15 protein-coding genes are annotated in these 17,962 nt (G+C 63.1%); 12 read left to right on the forward strand and 3 right to left on the reverse strand.

Translation table 11 applies throughout. The features are described 5' to 3' along the window. Nucleotides 1-10: 10 nt before the first annotated feature. Nucleotides 11-901: a glucosamine kinase nucleotide-binding domain-containing protein gene (locus tag NKJ46_RS00560; RefSeq protein ID WP_352660554.1), complete on the reverse strand. Its 891-nt coding sequence runs from the start codon at nt 899-901 to the stop codon at nt 11-13. Then, nucleotides 898-2,154, reverse strand: coding sequence for a UDP-N-acetylglucosamine 1-carboxyvinyltransferase (gene murA, locus NKJ46_RS00565; protein WP_352660556.1), 1,257 nt, complete (start codon nt 2,152-2,154; stop codon nt 898-900). The genes NKJ46_RS00560 and murA overlap by 4 nt, the downstream gene beginning before the upstream one ends. A gap of 186 nt (nt 2,155-2,340) precedes the next feature. Between murA and NKJ46_RS00570 the strand changes: the two genes are divergently transcribed. Then, nucleotides 2,341-3,189, forward strand: a complete 849-nt coding sequence (locus tag NKJ46_RS00570; RefSeq protein WP_352660559.1) for a MurR/RpiR family transcriptional regulator — start codon at nt 2,341-2,343, stop codon at nt 3,187-3,189. Between the two features lie 43 nt (nt 3,190-3,232). On the opposite strand, the gene NKJ46_RS00575 is transcribed toward NKJ46_RS00570, so the two are convergent. Further along, the gene (locus NKJ46_RS00575; protein WP_352660561.1) at nt 3,233-3,904 is read right to left on the reverse strand and encodes a FadR/GntR family transcriptional regulator; all 672 of its coding nucleotides are present in this window, start codon (nt 3,902-3,904) and stop codon (nt 3,233-3,235) included. Nucleotides 3,905-4,099: 195 nt separating this feature from the next. Here NKJ46_RS00575 and NKJ46_RS00580 point away from each other — a divergent pair, with 195 nt between their 5' ends. The 11 genes from NKJ46_RS00580 to NKJ46_RS00630 all read left to right on the forward strand — a co-directional run bounded on the left by NKJ46_RS00580 (nt 4,100) and on the right by NKJ46_RS00630 (nt 17,888). Further along, on the forward strand, nt 4,100-4,978 hold the full coding sequence (locus NKJ46_RS00580) for a fumarylacetoacetate hydrolase family protein (protein ID WP_352660564.1): 879 nt from the start codon (nt 4,100-4,102) through the stop codon (nt 4,976-4,978). Continuing rightward, the gene (locus NKJ46_RS00585; RefSeq protein ID WP_352660567.1) at nt 4,975-5,754 is read left to right on the forward strand and encodes an alpha/beta fold hydrolase; all 780 of its coding nucleotides are present in this window, start codon (nt 4,975-4,977) and stop codon (nt 5,752-5,754) included. The genes NKJ46_RS00580 and NKJ46_RS00585 overlap by 4 nt, the downstream gene beginning before the upstream one ends. A gap of 54 nt (nt 5,755-5,808) precedes the next feature. Next, a complete protein-coding gene (locus tag NKJ46_RS00590; RefSeq protein ID WP_352660570.1) occupies nt 5,809-7,149 on the forward strand; it encodes a metal-dependent hydrolase family protein in 1,341 nt (446 codons plus the stop codon). 74 nt (nt 7,150-7,223) lie between these two features. Continuing rightward, nucleotides 7,224-8,225, forward strand: coding sequence for a branched-chain amino acid ABC transporter permease (locus NKJ46_RS00595; RefSeq protein WP_352660572.1), 1,002 nt, complete (start codon nt 7,224-7,226; stop codon nt 8,223-8,225). Beyond that, on the forward strand, nt 8,222-9,247 hold the full coding sequence (locus NKJ46_RS00600; RefSeq protein WP_352660575.1) for a branched-chain amino acid ABC transporter permease: 1,026 nt from the start codon (nt 8,222-8,224) through the stop codon (nt 9,245-9,247). Before NKJ46_RS00595 ends, NKJ46_RS00600 begins: the two co-directional genes overlap by 4 nt. Nucleotides 9,248-9,293: 46 nt before the next feature. Further along, nucleotides 9,294-10,541: an ABC transporter substrate-binding protein gene (locus NKJ46_RS00605; RefSeq protein ID WP_352660578.1), complete on the forward strand. Its 1,248-nt coding sequence runs from the start codon at nt 9,294-9,296 to the stop codon at nt 10,539-10,541. A 27-nt stretch (nt 10,542-10,568) separates the two neighbouring features. Next, the gene (locus NKJ46_RS00610) at nt 10,569-11,354 is read left to right on the forward strand and encodes an ABC transporter ATP-binding protein (protein ID WP_352660581.1); all 786 of its coding nucleotides are present in this window, start codon (nt 10,569-10,571) and stop codon (nt 11,352-11,354) included. Next, nucleotides 11,347-13,599, forward strand: a complete 2,253-nt coding sequence (locus tag NKJ46_RS00615) for an ABC transporter permease (protein WP_352660583.1) — start codon at nt 11,347-11,349, stop codon at nt 13,597-13,599. Before NKJ46_RS00610 ends, NKJ46_RS00615 begins: the two co-directional genes overlap by 8 nt. Nucleotides 13,600-13,678: 79 nt before the next feature. Then, nucleotides 13,679-15,865: a flotillin family protein gene (locus NKJ46_RS00620; protein WP_352660586.1), complete on the forward strand. Its 2,187-nt coding sequence runs from the start codon at nt 13,679-13,681 to the stop codon at nt 15,863-15,865. A 57-nt stretch (nt 15,866-15,922) separates the two neighbouring features. Further along, nucleotides 15,923-16,360, forward strand: a complete 438-nt coding sequence (locus NKJ46_RS00625) for an SRPBCC family protein (protein WP_352660589.1) — start codon at nt 15,923-15,925, stop codon at nt 16,358-16,360. A 10-nt stretch (nt 16,361-16,370) separates the two neighbouring features. Then, nucleotides 16,371-17,888 (forward strand): zinc-binding dehydrogenase, encoded by a 1,518-nt coding sequence (locus tag NKJ46_RS00630; protein WP_352660592.1) that lies wholly within the window; start codon nt 16,371-16,373, stop codon nt 17,886-17,888. Nucleotides 17,889-17,962 lie beyond the last annotated feature (74 nt).

A 17,962-nucleotide genomic window follows, 5' to 3' on the forward strand; every position in this document is an offset into this window, starting at 1 on the left:
GAGCAAGGCATCACTGGCGGCAGAGCGATTTTCTGGCCAGGATTATGGCTCCCGAAACCGCGTCGCCGTCGGCCGGCTTCAGCCGTCGGCGGACGTCGGGAGCGAGCCATGGCTCAAGCGGGCTGGACAAACCTCCGAGCAGCGTAATCCGCGGCGCGCCTTTTTCGAACAGCACCCGCACGAACGTGTCGATCTGCTCGGCAGCGCCCTGCACGATCCGCCGACCGGCCGGATCGCCCTGGTCGGCATGGCGGATCACCATCGGCGCCATGGCGGCATAGTCCGTCGCGCTGGCGCGGTCCATCCAGGCCACGGCCTCGAACGGATCGTCCCTGAAGCGCTGCATCACCTCGGCCAGCAGCGCCGTCCGCTCATGCCGGCCGTCATGGGCTCGCAAGGCAAGCTGCACTGCCTTTAGTCCGAGATCGGCGCCGCTGCCCTCGTCGGAAATCGGAAAACCGTAGCCGCCGACGCGCAGGTCGCGCCCTTCGACAAAGCCGAGCCCGATCGACCCGGTCCCGGCTATGACGATGGCGCCGTCTTGACCCGAATGCGCGCCAAGGCAAGCCGCGATGCCGTCGCTGACGAAGTCGATGGTCGCAAAGGGATGTTCGATGCCACGAAACGCCTCGAGCGCACCCTTACGGCCGATACCGGCAACACCGACACCGGCGCGGATTCTGGCGATTTCCGCCGCCGCGAACCCTGCCTCTTCGATCGCCGCGCCAAAGGCTTTGGCAATCGAGGCCCAGGCCGCCTCTATACCGAGCCGCGTTGTCGCCGGGCCCGACAGGCCTTGCCCGAGCACGGTTCCCGCCTCGTCTTCGATACGCGCCCGGCAGCCGGTTCCGCCGCCATCGACGCCCAGGAAATAATGCGGAGACGCCCCACCGGCACTCATTGCCTTATTCGTTCGATCTGGGCGCCACACAGCCGAAGCTTGCGGTCCAATTGCTCGTATCCGCGGTCGAGATGATAGACGCGGTTGATCGTCGTCTCGCCCTCCGACACCAGCGCCGCCAGTACCAGCGAGACTGAGGCGCGCAGGTCGGTCGCCATCACTTGCGCGCCCTTCAGCTTCTCGCCTCCGCGCACCAGCGCCATGGTGCCTTGCAGCTTGATGTTGGCGCCGAGCCGCATCAGTTCGGGCACATGCATGAAGCGGTTCTCGAAGATCGTCTCGCGCAACAGCGAAGCGCCCTCGGCACAGCACATCAACGCCATGAACTGCGCCTGGAGATCGGTCGGAAAGCCCGGATAAGGCTCCGTCGTCACGTCGACCGCCTTGAGCGACCCGTCTCTCGATACGATCAGCCCGCGGTCGCCCGGCCATATTTTCATACCGGCTGCTTCGAGCAGCTGGACGACAGATGCCATGTGCTCGAGCCGGGCATGAGTCAGCTCGAGCTGGCCGCCGGTAATAGCCGCTGCGACGGCATAGGTGCCGGCCTCTATCCGGTCCGGGATGATGTCGTGCGTGGCGGCGCGCCAGTCTGTGCTGCCCGCGATCAGGATGCGGTGCGTGCCAGCGCCCTCGATCCGCGCGCCCATGGCGTTCAGGCAGGCGGCAAGATCGGCCACCTCCGGCTCGCGCGCCGCGTTGAGGATCTCGGTTTCTGCTTTTGCAGTCGTCGCCGCCATCATCGCCGTTTCGGTCGCGCCGACCGACGGCGAGCTCAAAACGATGCGCGCGCCTTTCAGTCCGCCCGGCGCCGACGCGACGATCAGTCCGTTTTCGATCGCGATATCGGCGCCAAGTGCGGCAAGTGCGGCGACATGCATGTCGACCGGCCGTGCGCCGATCGCGCAGCCGCCAGGCAGCGAGACCCGGGCATGGCCGAAGCGGGCAAGCAGTGGACCGAGAACCAGCACCGTCGCGCGCATGCGCCTGACTGTATCGTAGCTTGTCTCCCTGGAGACGGCAGCACTGGTATCGATTGTGGCGGCATGCGCCGATCTGGTGACCTCGGCCCCATGAAGCCCGACGACGCCAAGCATGTTGTCGACATCCGTCACCTCAGGCAGGTTGGTTAGCTGCAGCGGATAAGGGCTAAGCAACGCCGCCGCTATTTGCGGCAAGGCCGCGTTCTTGGCGCCGGAGATCGTCACCGCGCCCTCAAGCCTGCGCCCGCCGACGATCCGCAATTTGTCCATAGCTCTGACCTAATCCCGAGCTGTCGGCGAGTCTACGATCTTTCATGTCCGAATCGTCGACGTGCCCGAAGGCTGGGCCGAAACCGCACCGGTCGAGATTTGATGGTTCATTCTTGGCTGTCAATCAGAGACGGAATAATTTATTCCTTGGGTTGGCATTGTCGATGACAGGCAACGGGGGAACGCATGTCCGTCCTGAAGAAGATCGAGGCCAAGCTCGAAATCATGGCGCCCGGCGACCGCGAGATCGGGCGCTATATCGTCGACAATCCCGACCAGATGCTCCGCCTATCGACAGCGGGGCTTGCCGCCGAGATCGGCCGCAGCCAGTCGAGCGTCGTCAAGTTCAGCCAGAAGCTCGGCTATGCCAGCTATCAGGAGCTTAAGCTCGCCGTCAGCGAGGCCAAGTCGCAGGAATGGCACGTGCCGGCTGGCATGATCCACGGTTCGATCGAGGTCGGCGACAGCTATCTGGTCATCCTGCGCAAGCTGATCGGCAGCAAGCTTTCGTCGATGCAGCAGACCGTCGCGGCCAACACCGAGCAGGAAATCGGCAAGGCCCTTGAAGCCTTGAACGGTGCGCGCCGCATTCATTTGGCTGGCGTCGGCGCATCCTCGCTGGTGGCGCGCGATTTTTCCTACAAGCTGATGAAGCTCGGCCGCAACGTGCTGCACGACAGCGACAGCCATGTGCAAATGGCCAATGTCTCGACGCTTGGACGAGGTGACGTGCTGTTCGCGCTCTCCTATTCCGGGGCGAGCATCGAAACCCTGCGGATAGCCGAACTCGCCCGCAAACGTGGCACCACCGTTATCGCCGTCACCGGACTTCGCGACAATCCGCTGAGCCAGGTTGCCGACATTCGCCTCCACACGATCGCCGATGAAGAGCGCGCGCGCTCGTCATCGATAACCGCGCGCGACGCACAACTGACGCTAACCGACCTGCTGTTCATCCTGCTCGTGCAGAAGCAGCCTGACGCCAATGAATACGTCCACAACAGCGAATTGGCCGTCTCGGTGCTGAAGGCTTAGTCGTTGGACGCGTGTCACCCGCCCTCCTTGACCAGTGCGTTTACTAGCGGCCCAGAAGGTTGCGCTCGACTGTCTTGAGATGGGCGAGCATCGCCTGGTTGGCGCTTTCCGGATCACGGCGCAGCAATGCATCCACTATCGTCTGATGCTCGTCGCAATAAACGCGCCTGCGCTCCTCCGAGAATGAGCGCTTTTTCATTTCGAACCAAGGCGATTGGTTGCGGATCGTGCGCATGAGATTGTGAATCTCTTTCAGGAAGTCATTGCGGCAGCAGGCGAAGACGCGGTGATGGAACTCGGCGTCCCAATGCTCGAAATCCGGCATGTCCTCGGCAGCGCATGCGATCTGATGTGCTTCGCGAACGGCGTTTAGTTCCGCCATGCTGGCATTGGTGGCGGCGAAGGCCGCCGCCGCCGGCTCCAGCAGCTGCCTGATCTCCATCATGTCGGCGGGGCTGGTGCCTTCCATCCGCGTGACCGTTGCCGCGATGGAATCGGGATTGGTCGCGGTCAGAAAAGTGCCGCGCCCGACATGCCGGACAACGGTTCCGTCCTCCTCCAGGAATCCGACGGCGCGGCGCACCGTATTGCGCGCCACGCCGAACTCGGCCGCAAGGTCGCGCTCGGGCGGCATTCGCCCGTCCTGAAGCCACTCGCCGGCCGAAATCCGCTTTTTCAGCACAGTGGCGATGTCGTTGGCGACGAGCTTGGGCATTTGTTGAGAACTTTAATCTGATCCAATGTTGAACCAATACTATCAGCCAGTGCCCCGCTGGTCCAGCACCAGATGAGGCCTGGGCATGTTTTGCCAAGCCAATCAACGAAATCCCTCTTGCGGCCTAAACCAATCGGCGATAGCGTGTAGCGAAAGAGCAAGATATTGGCTCACAAAAGGTTCAGGGAGGAACGAATGAAGGTCGCGACGTTTTCGATCGCCGGCGAACGGCGCGTCGGCGTTGTCGATGTCGATAATCAGTCGGTCGCGCCATTCGATATTCCTGTCGAACAGGCATTGTCGGGTGTGCTGGCGCTGTTGCGGCGCAACGGCGCCGGGATGCCGCGCACGCTGTCGCCGGTACCGCTGGCGCAGGTCGAACTCGAGGCGCCGATACCTTTGCCTGCCCGCAACATCTTTTGCGTCGGCAAGAATTATCATGAGCACGCCCATGAATTTGCCCGCAGCGGCTTCGATTCGAGCGCCGCTGCCGGCGCCATTCCACAGCATCCAATCATTTTCTCGAAGGTCCCGGAATCGGTCGTTGCAACGCATTCGAGCGTGCTGATCGACCCTTCCATATCGACTGCGATCGATTATGAGGCGGAACTGGCCGTCATTATCGGCAAGGGCGGGCGCGGCATCTCGAAAACCGACGCTTACGATCACGTCTGGGGCTATACGATCGTCAATGACGTCACCGCCCGAGATCTCCAGGGAAAATACAGCCAGTGGCTGATCGGTAAGTCGCAGGATACGTTTTGCCCGATGGGCCCATGGGCAATCACCAAGGATGAGCTCGACCTGGAAAACGCTGCGGTGCGTTGTTTCGTCAACGACGACCTTCGCCAGAATTCCAAAATATCGCTGCTCATCTTCGATATCCCGACGATCATATCGACGCTGTCGCAAGGCATCACTTTAAAGCCGGGCGACATCATCGCCACCGGCACACCGGTCGGTGTCGGCATCGGCTTCGATCCGCCGAAATATCTCAAGGCCGGCGACATTGTCCGGGTCGAGATCGACGGCATCGGTACGCTGGAGAACCGGATCGTGGAGCGGGTGCAATGACGACTGTCACCGTCGGGCCGATAGTCGCGGAAAGCACCGGCGAGGGCGAACCGGTGGTGATGATCCACGGTCTCGGCGGAACCTCGAACATGTTCCAGCCGCAGTTGGAAGCGCTGTCGGCTTATCGTGTCATCCGCCTAGACCTGCCGGGCTCCGGCCGTTCGCCGCGGCCGCTCGATCCGTTGACGATCGAGCTCATGGGCGATGCGGTCGTCCGTGCGATGGCTGGCATGGGCGTCGCCCGGGCACATTTCGTCGGCCATTCCATGGGCACGATCGTGTGTCAGTTGATCGCAGCGATGCAGCCCTCGCTGGTCAGGTCGCTAGTCTTGTTCGGTGCGCTCGCCGAACCGACCGAGGCGACGCGGCAAGGCCTTGCCAACCGTGCGCGATTGGCGCGATCAGGCGGTATCGCCGACATTGCCGACCAGATCGTCGCCAATGCACTGTCGGCCCATACCAGGGAGACCTCGCCGGCCGCCGTCGCCTTCGTGCGCGAATCCATCACCAGGCAGGACCCGGAAGCCTATGCCCGCAGCTGCGAAGCCCTGGCCAAGGCGGCTGCCGTGGATACGCGCCGGATTTCAGCGCCGACCCTTTTGGTTACCGGCGACGCCGACACGGTCAATCCGATGAGCGTCGGCCAGGCGCTTGCCGACAGGATAAAGGGAGCGATATTCTTGTCCCTCGATCGGTGCGGCCATTGGGCCACGGTGGAGTGCCCCCGCGAAAGCAGCCAAAAGCTCGCCGATTTTTTGAGACGCGTTGATAGGTGAGGATCGGAATTCGGGCGTAAAAACAGTGCGCCCGACAGTTTGGGAGGTTTTCTGATGGCAGACGACGGCTGGAACGCAAACGGTTCGGGCAGCACGCTGTTCACCAATGTGCGCGTGCTCGATGCGACCGGCGAATACCCCTACACCGGCGAGGTGCTGGTTCAGGGCAACCGCATCAAGCAGATCACCAAGGGCTCGTCGCGTTTCGGCTCGCCGGCTGTGTCGTCCGCCTACAGCGGCCTGTCAGGCGGTGTCACGACGATCGACGGCATGGGCGCGACGCTGATGCCGGGCATGATCGACGCGCATCTGCATCTCTCCTGGAACAATGCGCCCGGGATCGACCCGATCCAGATGATGGAGGTCGAAGAGCACATGCTGGTCACCATGGAGATGGCCAAGCTGGTGCTCGATGCCGGTTTCACCGCCGGCCGCGGTGCCGCAGCCGCCAAGCCGCGACTCGACGTTGTGTGCAAGAAATTCATCAATCAGGGGCGTTTTCCCGGGCCACGTTACCTTGCCGCCGGCCCCGAGATTACGACTGTCGGCGGCCTCGGCGACTCCGCGCCTTCGCACATTCCGCATGAAGGCCTCAATCTCGGCATTGTCGTCTCAGGTCCGGAGGAAATCCGCCGCACGGTGCGCCAGCTGATCAAATACGGTGTCGATTCCATCAAGCTCAATCTGTCCGGCGAGAGCATCACCGGCATGGGCGCCGAAGAAACGCCGATGTCGGAGGAAGAGGTCGCCATGGCCGCCTCCGAGGCCCGCTGCCGCAACAAGGTGCTGTCGGCACATGCGCGCTCATCCGGCTCGGTCAAGCAGTGTGTCCGCCACGGTATCCAGAACATCTACCACGCTTCGTTTGCCGACGAGGAAGCCCTCGACATGCTGGAGGCGGCCAAGGACAAGCATTTCGTGGCCCCTGGCATCGCCTGGCTGATCAACACCGCACGCCATGCCGAGCAATGGGGCATCAAGCCGGGCTCGCCGCTCTCGCTCGAATATGAGCGTGAGCTCGAAATGTGCATCGAGACGATGAAGAAAATGCACCGCCGCGGCATCCGCGTTTGCATCGGCGGCGACTACGGTTTTGCCTGGACGCCGCAAGGCACCAACGCCAGGGACATCCAGACCTTCGTCGAGATGCTTGGCTTCTCACCGATGGAGGCAATCCAGGCCGGGACCAAATATGGCGGACAGATTATGGGCATGGGCGACGAGCTCGGTATGATCAAGGAAGGTTACCTCGCCGATCTGCTGTTGATCGACGGCGACCCGATATCCGACGTGCGCATCCTGCAGGACAAGAACCGCATCCTCGCCATCATGAAGGACGGCAAGTTCCACAAAGCGCCGCGCTTGAATGAACAGCGCCGCCGGCTGACCGCATGAGCATTCTGGACCGGCCACCTTCGTCTGACATTTCGAGGCCCAGGACTTCGGGGCTCGAGATTTCTGGCGGCGGCATGACGCGCAGGCAGGCGTGGGGGCTTTTCTGGCTCCTGGTCGCCGCCGTTGTTGCATGGCTGGTGTTTTCCGTTTGGCCGGACTGGCTGAACGCGATCCTGATCTCGAAAAAGGCATTCGTCAGCGCCATCCTCAACGGCATCACTCTGGCTGGCCTCTATTTCCTGGTCGCCAGTGGCTTTACCCTGATCTTCGGCTTGATGCGTAACGTCAACCTGGCGCATGGCTCGCTCTATCTGCTTGGCGCCTATATCGGTTATGAGGTGGCGAACCGTACCGGCTACTGGCTGCTAGGTGTCGCCGCGGGGTTTATCGCTCTGGCTCTCGTCGGCGTCGTCATGCAGATTTTCGTCTTCCGGCGCCTGGAAGGCGATGACCTTCGCCAGACCCTGGTCAGCATCGGTATCTCGATCGTCGCCGCCGACCTGATGCTGGCGGTCTGGGCCGGCGGCACCTATCAGATCCCGGTGCCGGAATGGCTCGACGGTGCACTGACCTTGCCGGTGATCACGGCCGTGCGGTCGAATGGCGTCTCGGTGTTCCTCACCTACCCGCTTTATCGCGTCGTCGTGCTGGCGGCTGCGGTCGTCATCGGCATCGGCCTTTGGCTGATGCTGCACAAGACGCGCGTCGGCATGATGGTCCGCGCCGGCGTCGACGACCGCGCCATGCTGTCGGCCTCGGGCGTCAACGTGCATGCGGTCTTTGCAGTCGTCTTTGCCGTTGGCGCCGGACTTGCCGGCTTTGCCGGCGTCGTCGGCGGCTCGGCATTGTCGGTGGCGCCCGGCGAGGACGTCCGCTATCTCCTCGCTTCGCTCGTCGTCGTCATCGTCGGCGGCATGGGTTCGATTACCGGTGCCGCAATCGGCGCGCTGCTGATCGGCCTCGCCGAGCAGATCGGCCTCGTCTATTTCCCAACCTACGGGATCGTGCTCACCTTCGTCATCATGGTGGTAGCGCTGTCGGTGCGGCCGCAAGGCATCATGGGGAAGGCGCGATGAGCCTGACCGTCGCCGTGGACGCCGCGCCCCGACCGAACTGGCTGGAGAAGCTCGGCGCCGGCCACATCGTCCTTGCCGTCGCACTGGTCCTTTATCCGCTGGTGGCATCCGATTTCTTCCTGACGCAGATCGGCGGCTATTCGCTGATCTTCGGCATGCTCGCACTGTCGCTGATGATGCTGGCCGGCTATGGCGGCATGGTCAGCCTTGCCCAGATCACTGTCGCCGGCATCGCCGCCTATGCCATCGCCATCCTCGGCGAGAACAATTCGAACGTGCTCGGCTTCGGCTGGCCGTGGTGGATCGCGGCACCCTTCGCCATAATGGCGGCGGCGGTGGCGTCGGCGCTGATCGGCTGGATCTCGGTGCGCACCGAAGGCATCTATACCATCATGATCACGCTGGCGATCGCCACCGCGACCTTCTATTTCGCCCAGCAAAACTACGCGATCTTCAACGGCCATTCCGGTTATGCCGGCATTCGCGCGCCGGTGTTCTGGGGCGTCAACTGGCGCGACCCGAAGGCCTTCTACTATCTCTGCCTGGGTTCGGCGGTGCTGTCCTATGCGGCGATACTCTATGGCGCCCGCTCGACCTTCGGCATGACCGTGCAGGCAATCCGCGACAATCCGCGCCGCATGCGCGCCCTCGGCTATCACGTCACCGCACACAAGGTCTTTGCGTGGTTCCTGGCCGGCATCATTGCCGGCGTAGCAGGTGTGTTGCTGGTGTGGTTCAATGGGCGTGTCTCACCCGGCACGATCGGCGTCGATGCAGCCATCGACGTGCTGATCATCGCCGTCATCGGCGGTTTGCGTCACCCGATCGGGCCATTTCTCGGCGCGCTCGTCGTCGTCCTGATGCAGACGTTTGCCATCGATATTGTCGGCGCCGAGCGTTTCAACACGCTGATCGGACTGGTGTTCCTGGTGATAGTCTTCATCTCGCCGGATGGAATTCTTGGGTTGTGGGGGAGGATTAAGCCGCAGCTAGCTCAAGAGTCCTTGCGTTCCGGTCCGTGACGCCGGAGCGGAATGAACTGCATCAATCAATCAAAGGGAGGAAAAAATGAGAATACATCGACGCACACTGCTTGCGCTGGCGCTTGCCACCGGGCTGACAGCTCCATCTCTGGCGCTTGCCGCCGACGACACGATCAAGATCGGCCTGCTCGCAACTTTCGAGGGACCGTTCACGGTGCTCGGCGAAGACGGCGAGCGTGGCGCGAAGACGGCGCTCGACGAGGTCAGCGGCATGGTTGCCGGCAAGAAGATCGAGATCGTCAAAGGCTCGTCCGACGCTTCGCCGGATAGCGCCGTGCGTGCTGCCCGCAAGCTGGTCGAGCAGGATGGCGTCAAGGTCTTGGTCGGCCCGCTTTCGGGCGACGAAGGGCTGGCGGTCAAGGACTATGCCAAGACCCAGCCGACTGTGACTTTCATCAATGGCACCTCCGCGGCACAGGACACCACGCTGCGCAACCCGGCCGAAAATTTCTTCCGCTTCTCGACCGACGGCGCGCAGTGGATGGCCGGTCTCGGCACCTATGCCTTCAACGACAAAGGCTACAAGCGGGTCGCCACGGTCGCCGAGGATTATTCTTTCCCGTATACGCAGGTCTTCGGCTTCATGGCTGAGTTCTGCAAGGCAGGCGGCAAGGTGCCGTCCAAATCCTGGGTGCCGATCGGCAACAAGGACTTTTCGTCCGTCATCGCGGCCATTCCCGATGACGTCGATGCAATCTACGTCGCGCTTGGCGGCGCCGACGCGGTGAACTTCCTGACCCAGTATCAGCAGGGTGGCGGCGCGGCCCCCTTGATTGGTGGCTCGATCACCGTCGACCAGACGGTGCTGACCTCGAAGGGCAAGCTGCGCGACGTGCTGGTCGGCACGCCTTCCGCCGGACCGACCGCCGATACCAACGACGCGCCCGCCTGGAAAACATTCGTCGAAGCCTACAAGAAGCAGCCAGGCGCCTTTCCCTCGCCGTCGCTCTTCGCCCACGGCTATTACGTCAACATGAAGGCGACGTTGCTGGGTCTCGAACAGGTCGGCGGCGATGTCTCCGACGGCGGCGCCAAGCTGCGAGATGCGCTCTCGAAACTGTCTTTCGACACGCCGACCGGCAAGGTGTCGCTGGACAAGAACCGCAACGCCATCGCGGACATCTACCTGACCGAGGTGACGGAAGGGCCAGACGGCAATCTTTTGAACAAGCTTGTCAAAGTCGTGTCGCAGGTCAACCAGACGCTGGGCATTCCCGAAGACGAGTTCACCAAGCTTGGGGCTGTCAGCCGCGACAACCCGAGCTGCCCGTAACCGCGTGGCTTGCGAGCATATCCGCCCTTGACCGAAACTCTTGCAGCAAACCGTCTCCAGAGCTCCGGCGCCTTTGCGCTGGAGCTCGATGGTGTTGCGCGGCATTTCGGCGCTTTGGTGGCGCTCTCCGGCATTGATATGAGGATCGCGGCCGGCGAGCGGCGCGCGGTCCTTGGTTCCAACGGCGCCGGCAAGACCACGCTGTTCAATGCAGTGACCGGCGATTTCCTGCCGACTGCCGGCCGCATCCGCTTCTTCGGCGAGGACATCACCGATTTGCCGCCGCATGAACGCATCCGGCGCGGCCTACGGCGGACCTACCAGATCTCGCAGTTGTTCAAAGGCCTGTCGGTTCTCGACTCTATTTTTCTCGCCTGCCGCGGCGTCTCGCGCCGACGGTTCTCGCTGCTCCGCCCAACGGCCACCGACGTCAACATGGTGCAGGCGGAATCGATCCTCAATGCCGTGCACCTCGAGGCCTATCGCGACGTGCTGGTGGCGACACTCAGCCATGGCCAGCAGCGGCAGTTGGAAATCGCGCTGGCGTTGGCCGGCGCGCCGCGCTTCATCCTGTTCGATGAGCCGGCGGCTGGCCTGTCGCCGACCGAGCGCCGCGACCTGGTGGCGATCCTCAATGCGCTGCCCAAGCACATCGGCTATATTATCATCGAGCACGATCTGGATGTCGCGCTGCGCGTTTCGGAATATGTGTCGATGATGCACAACGGCCGTCTGTTCAAGGAAGGCACGCCGCAGGAGATCGAGGCGGACCCTGAGGTCCAGGAGATCTATCTCGGGGGCAAGCATGGCTGAGCGCCCCGTTCCCCTCGGCCGAACGCTCCCTTCCGGCCCAGCTTCCGGCAAAATAGGCAAGGCGATCCTCAAAATAGAGGATCTGCAGGTCTATTACGGCGAAAGCCATGCCCTTCAGGGCGTCTCGCTGATGCTGGAAAGCGGCGTGCTGTCGGTGGTCGGCCGCAACGGCATGGGCAAGTCGACACTCTGCAACACCATCGTCGGCCTGAAGCGCGCACGCTCCGGCTTGATCCGCGTCGACGGCCGCGAGATCACTGCGCTCGAGCCGCACGAGATCCATCGCCTCGGGGTCGGTTATGTGCCGCAGGGGCGGCGCGTCTGGCCAAGCCTAAGCGTCGACGAGCATCTCCGTCTCGCTGCCGGCAATCGGCGCGATGCGAGTTGGACCGTCGAACGCATCTACCAGACATTTCCGCGCCTCGCCGAGCGCCGCACCAATGGCGGCTCGCAGCTCTCCGGCGGCGAACAGCAGATGCTGGCTATCTCGCGTGCCCTGCTCAGCGACCCGAAGCTGCTGGTCATGGACGAGCCGACCGAAGGCCTTGCGCCTATCATCGTCGACCAGGTCGAGCGGATGCTGGTCACCCTGGCCGAGGAAGGTGAGATGGCGATCCTCGTCATCGAGCAGAATATCGGCGTGGCGACTGCGGTTTCCAACCAGGTTGCCATCATGGTCAACGGTCGCATCAACCGGCTGATGGACGCGGCAGCGCTCGCGGCAGACCGGGAATTGCAGCAACGGCTGCTTGGCGTCGGACGCCATGCCGACGAGACGTCCGTCACGCCGGCAGCCGCGGCGCAGGCCAAGGACCAGTTGGCGGAAGTCTACCGCGTCGAGCGGACGGCGACCGGGTCCGAACCGATAACCCCGAACATAATCCACCGTCCGGTCACCGAACTGCCCAACCGCTGGAACGTGCCGGTCACTGCCCTGCGGCAAGCGGCCGTCGAGAAGGCCGCGCCGCAGGACGATTTGACAAAAATCTTTGCAATTCCTTTCGCCGAACGCATCGGAAGAACAGTGCTCGTCGCCGGCACTTTCGATACCAAGGGCAAGGAATTGCGATTCATCGCGGATCGGCTGAAGTCGCTCGGCGTTCCGGTTCGCACCGTCGACCTCTCCACCTCCGGAAAACCGTCGAGCGCCGACGTTCCCGCCATGCAGGTGGCCGGCATGCATATGCGGGGATCATCAGCCGTTTTCACCAATGATCGCGGCGGCTCGGTGAGCGCCATGGCCGAAGCCTTCGCGCACTGGATCGAGCGCGAGCCGCGCATTGGCGGCGTCATCTCGGCCGGCGGCTCCGGCGGCACCACCCTGGCAACAGCAGGCATGCGCGCGCTGCCCGTCGGTATCCCCAAACTGATGGTGTCGACCGTGGCAGCCGGCGATGTCGCCAAATATGTCGGCGGTGCGGATATCATGATGTTCCATTCGGTCGCCGACGTTCAGGGGCTGAACTCGATCACCGAACAGGTGCTGTCGAATGCCGCGCACGCGATGGCGGGCATGGTCGCGCAACTGCCCAACGCCGAAGCCTGGGAAGCCAGGCGCAAGCTGGCGCGCCCCGCCGTCGGCATCACCATGTTCGGTGTCACGACCCCGGCAGTGCAAGCGGTGACCAGGCTGCTCGAGGCCGACTACGACTGTCTGGTTTTCCACGCCACCGGCATAGGCGGGCGGGCAATGGAGAAGCTCGGCGATTCGCGGCTGCTCTCGGCCTTTCTCGACCTGACCACGACGGAGGTGGCCGACATGATCGTCGGCGGCGTGTTCCCGGCGACTGAAGATCGCTTTGGCGCGGCGATCCGTACCGGCCTACCCTATGTCGGTTCGACCGGCGCGCTGGACATGGTCAATTTCGGCCCGCGCGACAGCGTGCCGGAGAAATTTCGAAGCCGTAAATTCGTCATCCATAATCCGAACGTCACGCTGATGCGGACAACCCGCGACGAGAACCGCGCCTTCGGCGAATGGATCGGTGCGCGGCTCAATGCCATGAACGGTGCCGTTCGTTTCCTGCTGCCGGAGGGCGGTGTGTCGATGCTCGATGCACCGGGCCAACCATTTCATGATCCGGAAGCCGACAACGCCCTGTTCGAGGCGATCGAGAAGACCGTTCGCCAGACGGCGCAGCGCCATGTCGAGCGTGTGAGTGCAAATATCAATGACGCGCTTTTCGTCGACGCCGCAGTCAATGCGTTCCGCGCCATCACGCCGAAACTGCAGAGACGAGCGTGATGATTTCGAGCGGGCGGATTTATGGAATTGATGCCGGTCGCCTGTGGCTGACCGCATTCTATTTGGGAGGGTAGAAAAGATGGCCGCGCAGACCTTGGGCGCTTTCCTTTTGTGGCTGATCATTGCCGCGATAGTCGTGGTAATCGCCGTATACATACTGCGATGGCTTTATCGCCGGTCGACCAAGGAGACGGCGTTCGTGCGCACCGGCTTCATGGGCGAGAAGGTGGTGGTGAACGGAGGCGCTTTCGTCATTCCGGTGCTGCACGAGATTACGCCGGTCAACATGAACGTCCTGCGCATCGAAGTGCGCCGCGAGGATGCCTTTGCGCTGATCACCAAGAACCGCATGCGCGTCGACCTGATCGCGGAGTTCTTCGTCCGTGTCGGCGCCAGTCGCGAGCTGGTCGCAGCCGCCGCCCAGACACTCGGCCGCCGCACGCTGCAGCCCGACAGCCTTCGCGAATTGCTGGAAGGCAAGTTTGCCGGTGCCATGCGCACCGTTGCCGCCCAGATGACGCTGGAAGAGATGCACGAGCTGCGCGGCGACTATGCGGCCAGGGTCCGCCAGCTCGCCTCGGAATCGCTCGCCGCCAACGGACTGGAGCTGGAGAGCGTCGCCATCGTCGATCTTGACCAGACCAGCCTTGAATATTTCGATCCGTCCAATGCCTTCGACGCCGAAGGCCTCACCCAGCTGACGGAATCGATCGAGACGCGCCGCAGGATGCGCAACGAAATCGAGCAGCGCACGCTCGTCGACATCCGCAACCAGAACCTCGATACCCAGCGCAAGGTGCTGGAGATCGACCGCGACACCGAATATGCCCGCCTCGAACAGGAGCGCGAGGTCGAGATACGCCGCGCCTCGCAGCGCTCCGAACTCGCCAGGGAACGGGCAATCCGCGACCAAGAGGCCGAACAGGCGCAACTGTCGGCGCGCGAAGCGGTCGAGAAATCGCGCCTCAACCAGGAGCGCAACATCACCGAGGAGCGCATCAAGAGCGAGGAAGACACGCAGCGCCGCGAGATTGCGCGCCGCCGTGCGCTCGATGAGACGGAAATGAAAATGCGCGAACTGACCGAGCGCGAGCAGATCGCGCTCGAGCTCGCCCTGGAAAAGGCCAGGATCGAACGCGAAGGCACGCAGAGCGAGCTTGAGATCGAGCGCAGGAAGGCGCTGGAAATCGCGGAACTCGAACGCCAGATCGCGCTGGCGGAAAAGGCATTGGAGGTCACCAGGGCCGAGGCGGAAAAGCGCCGCGCCGAAATCGTCGAGAACCAGGCGACCGAAACGGCGCGGATCGGCCAGGAGCGCGCCATTGACGAAGTCAGAATCGCACGTGAGCGTCACCTCGAAGCGCTGCAGATCGCCAAGCGCCAGGCTTTCGAAGAGGCCGAGATATCGGCCGGCGAAGAGGTCGAGCGCGCCCGCATCACCACCGAGCGCGGCATCGAGGAGGCCCGGCTGATCAAGGATCGCGACATCCGCCAGCTTGGCGTCGAGCGCGACCAGAAGATCGAGATCGCCGAAATCCAGAAGGCCATCGACATCGCCAAGAAGACGCAGGAGCGTTCCTCGGCCGTCGCGGCTTCCGAGGCGGTGCGGGCCAAGGCCATCCAGGCTGAGGAGCAGGCCTTCACGGCGCGTGAGCGCGAGATCGCCGAGCGCCGCAAGCTGACCGATCTGATCGGTGCGGCCCGCGAGGCCGAGCGCGAGGCCTTGCGCATTACGGCCGCGGCAGATGCCGAGATGAAGGCTGCCAAGAGCCTGGCCGAAGCGCAGAAGATCGCCGCTGTTGCCGCGGCCGAGGCGGAGAAGATCCACGCCCTTGCCGCTGCCCAGCGCTATGAGGTCGATGCCGCCGGCCATCGCCAGCTCAACGAGGCCGACAATTTGCTCTCCAATGAAGCGCGCGCCGGCCGCCTGCGCGGCAAGTTGCTCGACCACATGGAAGGCATCATCCGCGAAAGCGTCAAGCCGATGGAGAAGATCGACGGCATCAAGATCCTGCATGTCGACGGCATCAATGGCGGCCAGGGCGGCAACCGCAACGTCACCGACGAGGTGATCGATTCGGCGCTGCGCTACCGGGTCCAGGCGCCGATGATCGATAATCTGATGAAGGAGATCGGCATCGAGGGCGGCTCGCTCGGCCGCATGACCGACGTGCTGCGCGATGCCAAGGACATATCGAGCCTGACGCGCGATAAAAAAGGCAAAGGCAAAGTCAGCAAGGACGACGATGACGACCGCGACCGCTGACCGGGTCCGGTGGGTGGTGCGTTGTGCGAATGAGTTGTTCCACGCGGGCGGTGGGGCATGAGCAAGGTCTATGTGTCCTCGGTCATTCCCGCGCCGGCGGCGGAAGTCTGGAAAATCGTGCGCGATTTCAACGGCCTTCCGGCCTGGGCGCCGTTCGTCGCCGAGAGTCGAATCGAACAGAACGCACCAGCCGACCAGATCGGCTGCATCCGCAATTTCGTGCACAGGGATGGTGGGCGGATCCGCGAAAGATTGCTGGCGTTATCCGACTACGACCTGTCCTGCAGCTATGCGATCCTGGAAAGCCCGATGGCGGTGGAGAATTATATCGCCACGCTGTCGCTGACGCCGGTCACCGACGGAAATCTCACTCTGGCCGAATGGCAGGCGGAGTTCGACTGTGCGCCTGAGCGCGAAGCAGCGCTTATGCATCAGATCGGCACCGGCGTCTTCCAGGCGGCGTTGAGCGCACTCAAGCAGCGCTTCGGGCGCTGACATTCCCGCGATGGTTCAGGTCCGCCAGAGCACGATCATCGATGCGCCTATCGATGATGTCTGGTCGATCCTGCGCGATTTCAACAGCCATGAGCGCTGGCACCCGGCGATCTCGTTCAGCGAGATCGAGGGCGGCGATCCGGTCGATGCGGTCGGCTCGGTTCGTCATTTCCGCCTGGCCGATGGCGGCGAGTTGCGCGAACAGCTGCTGGCGCTGTCCGATAAGGACTTTCGGCTCGCCTATTGCCTGCTCGAAGCACCGCTGCCACTGATGGGTTATGTCGCATCGATCCGGCTGAAACCGGTGACCGACGGCAATGCTACGTTCTGGGAGTGGCGCTCCGAGTTCTATCCCCCCGCGCACCGCCGCGACGAACTGGTCAAGCTCATCACCGAGGGCATCTATCAGGCCGGTTTCGCGGCGATCCGCAGCCTTTTACGAGGAAGGATTGCGCCTCCTGCCCAGGCAAGAACGCCTCCGGCACCTCCGTCAGCCCCGCCGTTGATCGCTTCGCCGGTCTCTTCCCCAACAACATCGTTCGGCCAGTCAGCCACAACCAGGGCTATTGTGGTCGAGCGCTATGGCGGTCCGGAGGTGCTGCAACTGAAGGAGATCGGCTTGCCGCAGCCGGTGCCGAACGAGGTGCGGATCCGCCATACGGTGATCGGCGTCAACTTCATCGACGTCTATTGCCGCACCGGCTATTTCGACCTTCTGCAGCCACCGGGCGTGCCAGGCATGGAGGCGGCCGGCGTCGTCGAAGCGGTCGGTTCGGAGATTGCCGGTTTCTCGGTCGGCGACCGCATCGCCTATGCCTGCCCGCCGGTCGGCGCTTATACCGAGCGGCGCAACATGGCGCCCGATCTGCTGGTTCGCCTGTCCGACGATATTCCCGACGAGATTGCGGCCGCGGGGCTGCTCAAGGGCGTCAGTGCGAGTTTTTTGCTGCACGACGTGCACGCGGTTCGGCCGGGCTCCGTCGTTCTCGTCCATGCCGGCGCCGGCGGCATCGGCCAGCTTTTGGTGCAATGGGCACGCCATCTCGGCGCAACGGTCATTGCAACGGTGTCGAGCGACGACAAGGCGCGCATTGTCGAACGCCTCGGGGCGCATCATGTCATTGTCTATTCGCGCGAGAATTTCACTGAAGCCGTCATGCGGCTGACGGGAGGCGTCGGCGCCGATGTCGTCTACGATGCGGTCGGCAATGATACGTTCGGCGGCTCGCTGGCGGCGCTTCGCATTCGCGGTCACCTCGTCAGTTTCGGTCAGGCGTCAGGGCCGATCGGCAATTGGGACATCGGCCGCTTTGCATCGAAGTCGATTACCATATCGCGTCCCAACTACGCGCATTACACCGACACGCCCGAAAGACTGGCCCCGCACGTCGAGCGGTTTTTTGCCGCGCTACGACAGGGTGTCGTCAGGATTGAACCGCCCAAGCGCTACAGCCTATTCGATGCCGGCGACGCTCACCGCGACCTCGAAGCCAGGCGAACGACGGGCGCATTGGTGCTGGTGCCGTAGCCGACACTCGGTCGAAACAAATGTTGACAATGTCATCTGTTGTTGCGACAGCGTTCAGCCTCGAATTTGACGGG

It is taken from the genome of Mesorhizobium sp. M0166, from assembly GCF_040322255.1.
Classification (GTDB): Bacteria; Pseudomonadota; Alphaproteobacteria; order Rhizobiales; family Rhizobiaceae; genus Mesorhizobium.

What these genes read in the sequence shown, in the direction of transcription:
- NKJ46_RS00570 (WP_352660559.1), top strand. Translation starts at nt 2,341, where the DNA reads ATGTCCGTCCTGAAGAAGATCGAGGCCAAGCTCGAAATCATGGCGCCC.
- NKJ46_RS00615 (WP_352660583.1), top strand. Translation starts at nt 11,347, where the DNA reads ATGGCTGAGCGCCCCGTTCCCCTCGGCCGAACGCTCCCTTCCGGCCCA.
- NKJ46_RS00590 (WP_352660570.1), top strand. Translation starts at nt 5,809, where the DNA reads ATGGCAGACGACGGCTGGAACGCAAACGGTTCGGGCAGCACGCTGTTC.
- NKJ46_RS00600 (WP_352660575.1), top strand. Translation starts at nt 8,222, where the DNA reads ATGAGCCTGACCGTCGCCGTGGACGCCGCGCCCCGACCGAACTGGCTG.
- NKJ46_RS00620 (WP_352660586.1), top strand. Translation starts at nt 13,679, where the DNA reads ATGGCCGCGCAGACCTTGGGCGCTTTCCTTTTGTGGCTGATCATTGCC.
- NKJ46_RS00575 (WP_352660561.1), bottom strand. Translation starts at nt 3,904, where the DNA reads ATGCCCAAGCTCGTCGCCAACGACATCGCCACTGTGCTGAAAAAGCGG.
- murA (WP_352660556.1), bottom strand. Translation starts at nt 2,154, where the DNA reads ATGGACAAATTGCGGATCGTCGGCGGGCGCAGGCTTGAGGGCGCGGTG.
- NKJ46_RS00580 (WP_352660564.1), top strand. Translation starts at nt 4,100, where the DNA reads ATGAAGGTCGCGACGTTTTCGATCGCCGGCGAACGGCGCGTCGGCGTT.
- NKJ46_RS00630 (WP_352660592.1), top strand. Translation starts at nt 16,371, where the DNA reads ATGGTTCAGGTCCGCCAGAGCACGATCATCGATGCGCCTATCGATGAT.
- NKJ46_RS00595 (WP_352660572.1), top strand. Translation starts at nt 7,224, where the DNA reads ATGACGCGCAGGCAGGCGTGGGGGCTTTTCTGGCTCCTGGTCGCCGCC.
- NKJ46_RS00605 (WP_352660578.1), top strand. Translation starts at nt 9,294, where the DNA reads ATGAGAATACATCGACGCACACTGCTTGCGCTGGCGCTTGCCACCGGG.
- NKJ46_RS00625 (WP_352660589.1), top strand. Translation starts at nt 15,923, where the DNA reads ATGAGCAAGGTCTATGTGTCCTCGGTCATTCCCGCGCCGGCGGCGGAA.
- NKJ46_RS00585 (WP_352660567.1), top strand. Translation starts at nt 4,975, where the DNA reads ATGACGACTGTCACCGTCGGGCCGATAGTCGCGGAAAGCACCGGCGAG.
- NKJ46_RS00560 (WP_352660554.1), bottom strand. Translation starts at nt 901, where the DNA reads ATGAGTGCCGGTGGGGCGTCTCCGCATTATTTCCTGGGCGTCGATGGC.